Raw genomic sequence first — 3,928 nt, 5'->3', positions numbered from 1 at the left:
GAACGCGCCGTCAGCAGCTTTGTTGCGCGCCCGCAGATGGGCAAGGGCCGCGCCGCTGTCGCGCGTGCAGATGCGGCACCCGTTCAGGCACTGCGGCGGTGACCCCGCGGTCGTTGTTGTTGCAGACCGTTTGGCGCGTCGGCGCGGTCGCAGGTTTCTAGCGATAGTTCTTTCACCCAAATCAGGATCGGAGATTTTTGATGACATATCAGTTTGGCAGCCCTGCGCGGCTTGGCCCTTCGGGGCCGGGCATTGATTTGCTGGGCGTGCGGGTGTCGGCGCTAAACCTGCGGTCGGCCTGTGACACGGTACATGACGCGGTGCGTGAAGGGCAGCGGGGATATGTCTGTCTTTGTGGTGCGCATGGGCTGGTGGACAGCCAATCTGCGCCAGCTTTGCGGATTGCCTATAACAAGGCGTTTTTGAACACACCCGATGGCATGCCGCTGGTCTGGGAACTGCACCGGCAGGGCCATTCGGATGCCGGGCGCGTCTATGGCCCCGACCTGATGCTGGGGATGTTTGAACGCGGGTTGCGGCACTATCTGTATGGTGCATCGCCCGCGACACTTGCGCGGCTTGAGGACCGGCTGAAAAAGCGGTTCCCCCAAGCGACAATCGTCGGGGCCTATTCCCCGCCGTTCCGGGCGTTGACAGAACAAGAGGACGATGACGTCGCCCACCGCATCAATGCGGCCAAACCCGATATCGTCTGGGTTGGCCTTGGGGCCCCCAAGCAGGAACTTTGGATGGCGCGGTTACGCGACCGGCTGCATGCGCCGATGCTGATCGGCGTCGGGGCCGCGTTTGATTTTCATGCCGGTAAAAAACCGCAGGCCCCCGCCATCATGCAGTCGCTGGGCCTAGAGTGGCTGTTCCGACTGGGGTCCGAGCCGCGCCGGTTGTGGCGCAGGTATTTGCGGGTGGTTCCGGGCTACATCGGATTGCTTGCCTTACAACGCTTGGGGCTTAGGCAATATCCAGCGGTGACAGCGGTTGGCGGCCCCCGGATTTCGGCCCGAAAAAAGGAGAAATAGCCAAAAAGAACCGGCCAAAAGCGCCAGCTTCGGGGCGGAGCTGGCGTTGCAAGCGAAAGTCCGCCCTTTTGGTGTCGATCTTTGGTAGTCAGGTCTAAGTATCTGAAAGGTATAATGAATTACAGGATTAAGGCCTACGCCCTTTGGCTTATTCTCTTGTTGGCGGTATCATCCTTTAGCACAGTCGGATACGCACAAAGTATAAGTCAGAACGGCCTAAGCTCAAACGAACAAACAATATTTTTTGCCACCTGCAATGAGGGCCATATCCCGCCCCGGTGTGGGGTCGGCGATTTGCTGCCCCGGGGTGTGCAAACCCCCTTGCGCTTCCATAGTAGCACCCAACTTGGTTGGGGTACTTCTTCCGATGTCCTCGAACACTTCGAGGATTTTGTAACCATCGGAGGCAAACCCCTAATGACAATTTATTACGTTGCGACAAGCGGCAGTAACAATGGCAACGGTAGTACGACAGAACCATATCGTTCGATCCAGCAGGCACTCGACTCTGGCCTGCAACCCGGAGACGAAGTCGTCGTTCGTGCCGGTACCTATCAAGAAGCGATCAATATCAACACCGGTGGTTCGGCAGCCGCAAACGTGACACTTCGCGCAGAGGTCCCCGGTACCGTGACCATTGAGGCGCCCTCGAGCGGCTGGAACGGTATCAGCGTCAATGACAACTATGTCACCGTAAGCGGTTTCACGGTCAGCAACGCCAATGGCGACGGTCTTGAGGGCAACAATGTGCATCACGTTGAGGTTCTCAATAACGTGTTCAACGGCAACGGCGAATCCGGCATTCAGTTCAACGGATCCGACTTTATCAAGATTGATGGCAACGTCACCTACGAGAACGCAGCCGATGGCTGGTTTTCGGGGATTTCGGTTTATCAGAACCGCAACCTGACCGGCGATACGTCAACGGATGAATTCCGCACGATCATCAGCAACAACATCTCGTATGACAACGTGACCCGTACGGGGGATCACACCGATGGCAACGGCATCATCATCGATGATTTTCAAAGCACCCAGACCAGCGGATTTCCCAGCTATGACTTTCCGACGCTTGTGGAAAACAACCTTGTCTACGGCAACGGCGGCAAAGGCATTCAGGTCGTCTGGAGCGACGGCGTCACCGTGCGTAACAACACCGCCTATCACAACAATAACGACGATCTGAACGTCGGAACCTGGCGGGGCGAGATCAGCAATTCGCAGTCCAGCAACAACACGTTCATCAACAATATCATGGTCGCGGACCCCGATATCAATGCGCTGAACACGGCAATCGACAGCACATCCTACGGCAACTACACGAATGAAAATGTCGTCTGGATCAGCAACCTGACATTCAACGGTCAAACCGGCAGTGCGTCTGTCCGGACGGATGGCAACAACAACATGCCAAGCACGGCTGACGGCAACCTGCTGGGCGTCAATCCGGGGTTTGAAAACGCGCCAAACGACTTCCGCCTGTCGGACGGTTCGGTCGCCATTGATGCCGGATCAACCGCATATGGTCTGCCCGGCGTGGATCTGGATGGTCTGGTGCGCGCAGTCGGTGCCGTCGACATGGGCGCCTACGAGGCCGGGTCAAGCGGGGCACCAACGTCGCCTCCGGTGCAGCCGACAGAACCGACCCCTGTTGAACCTGTTGTGCCAGCCGAACCGACAGATCCAGCTGAACCCGAGGCACCTGTGAACGGCGCACCGCGGGCTGCCGACGACGGCGGCTTTGTGACAGAGTTCGAGACCCCCATCCGTCTGGATGTCGAGACGCTTTTGGCCAACGACAGTGATCCGGACGCTGATCCGCTCTCGATCACATCGGTGCAGAATGTCGAAAACGGCACAGTGACCCTTGACGGGACCACGATCCTGCTGACGCCAGACAAGGGCTTTTCGGGAGAAGTGAGCTTTGAGCAGACCGTGTCGGACGGGAACGGTGGATCCAGCACCGCGAGGGTATCTGTTATGGTCGCGCCGCAGGATGTGCAGCCTGACGTTTCCCCGCCAAAGCTAACGCCCGAGGCCCCTGATGCAGCGGAAAGCTTTAGCATCTGGTCAGAAGAACAGCCTGCAACCCCTGATGCCGTTGATCCCGACCCTGTCACACTGGGGCTGGAATTCACGGCGGACGAGGATGCGTCGCTGGAAGGGTTGCGGCTGTATCTTGGGGATGCAAACGGTGGGCCGGATTCCATTGATCTCTGGAGCAGCGACGGTCAGCTTCTTGCGCATGCGCAAGTTGAACCTTCGGGGACGGAAGGCTGGCAGGTCTTGACCTTTGATGAACCCGTTCAGCTGAACGCGGGTGAATCCTATGTTGCGTCCTACTTCACGACCAGCGGCGGGTATTCGGTCTCGCAGGACTTCTTTACCAGTGCACAGGACATGGGCCCCGTCAGCTTTGGACCCGATGCGGGTGTCTTTAGTTATGGATCGACGTCGGGTTTCCCCGATCAATCCTATAAGGCCAGCAACTATTGGGTAGATCTGGTGTTGTCGAAGGGCACGTCTGATGCACAAACGGAGCCGGCAATTGCACTGGCACCGGAAACAGGGTTGGCACTGGAAGTCGAACTGGCCCCTGAAGCAGAACTGGCCCGCGAAGCAGAACTGGCACCCCAAACAGATTTGGCACCTGAAATTGAAACAGTTTTGCCATCTCTGGCGACGGATTCGATCATCGGTGAAGCCGGGGTTGTGACGCAGAACCAAAAGGGCAGTGACATCTGGCATTCTGTCACCTTTGAAAACGCGTTGCACGACCCTTCGGTGGTGATGGGCGGAATGACTGAAAACGGTCGGGATCCCTATACTGTGCGGGTCCGTGATGTGACGTCCGACGGGTTCGAATACCAGATCGACGAGTGGGATTACCT

The 3,928-nt window shown here is 57.7% G+C and carries 2 protein-coding genes; both read left to right on the top strand.

Annotated elements, in window-relative coordinates; all coding sequences use genetic code 11:
- Positions 1-200: 200 nt before the first annotated feature.
- Entirely contained in the window at positions 201-1,037 is an 837-nt protein-coding gene (locus ABYT07_RS19595; RefSeq protein ID WP_372993698.1) for a WecB/TagA/CpsF family glycosyltransferase, read from the top strand.
- A 417-nt stretch (positions 1,038-1,454) separates the two neighbouring features.
- On the top strand, positions 1,455-3,928 hold a 2,474-nt coding region (locus ABYT07_RS19590), incomplete at its 3' end, for a DUF4082 domain-containing protein (protein ID WP_372993697.1).

This window comes from Sulfitobacter sp. (assembly GCF_041552635.1).
Taxonomy (GTDB): domain Bacteria; phylum Pseudomonadota; class Alphaproteobacteria; order Rhodobacterales; family Rhodobacteraceae; genus Sulfitobacter.
The sequence above is the reverse complement of the archived record's forward strand: the minus strand, read 5'-3'. Positions and strand labels throughout refer to the sequence as shown.

Excerpts from the sequence above, each read along its gene's own strand:
- ABYT07_RS19595 (WP_372993698.1), top strand. The coding sequence starts at position 201 with ATGACATATCAGTTTGGCAGCCCTGCGCGGCTTGGCCCTTCGGGGCCG.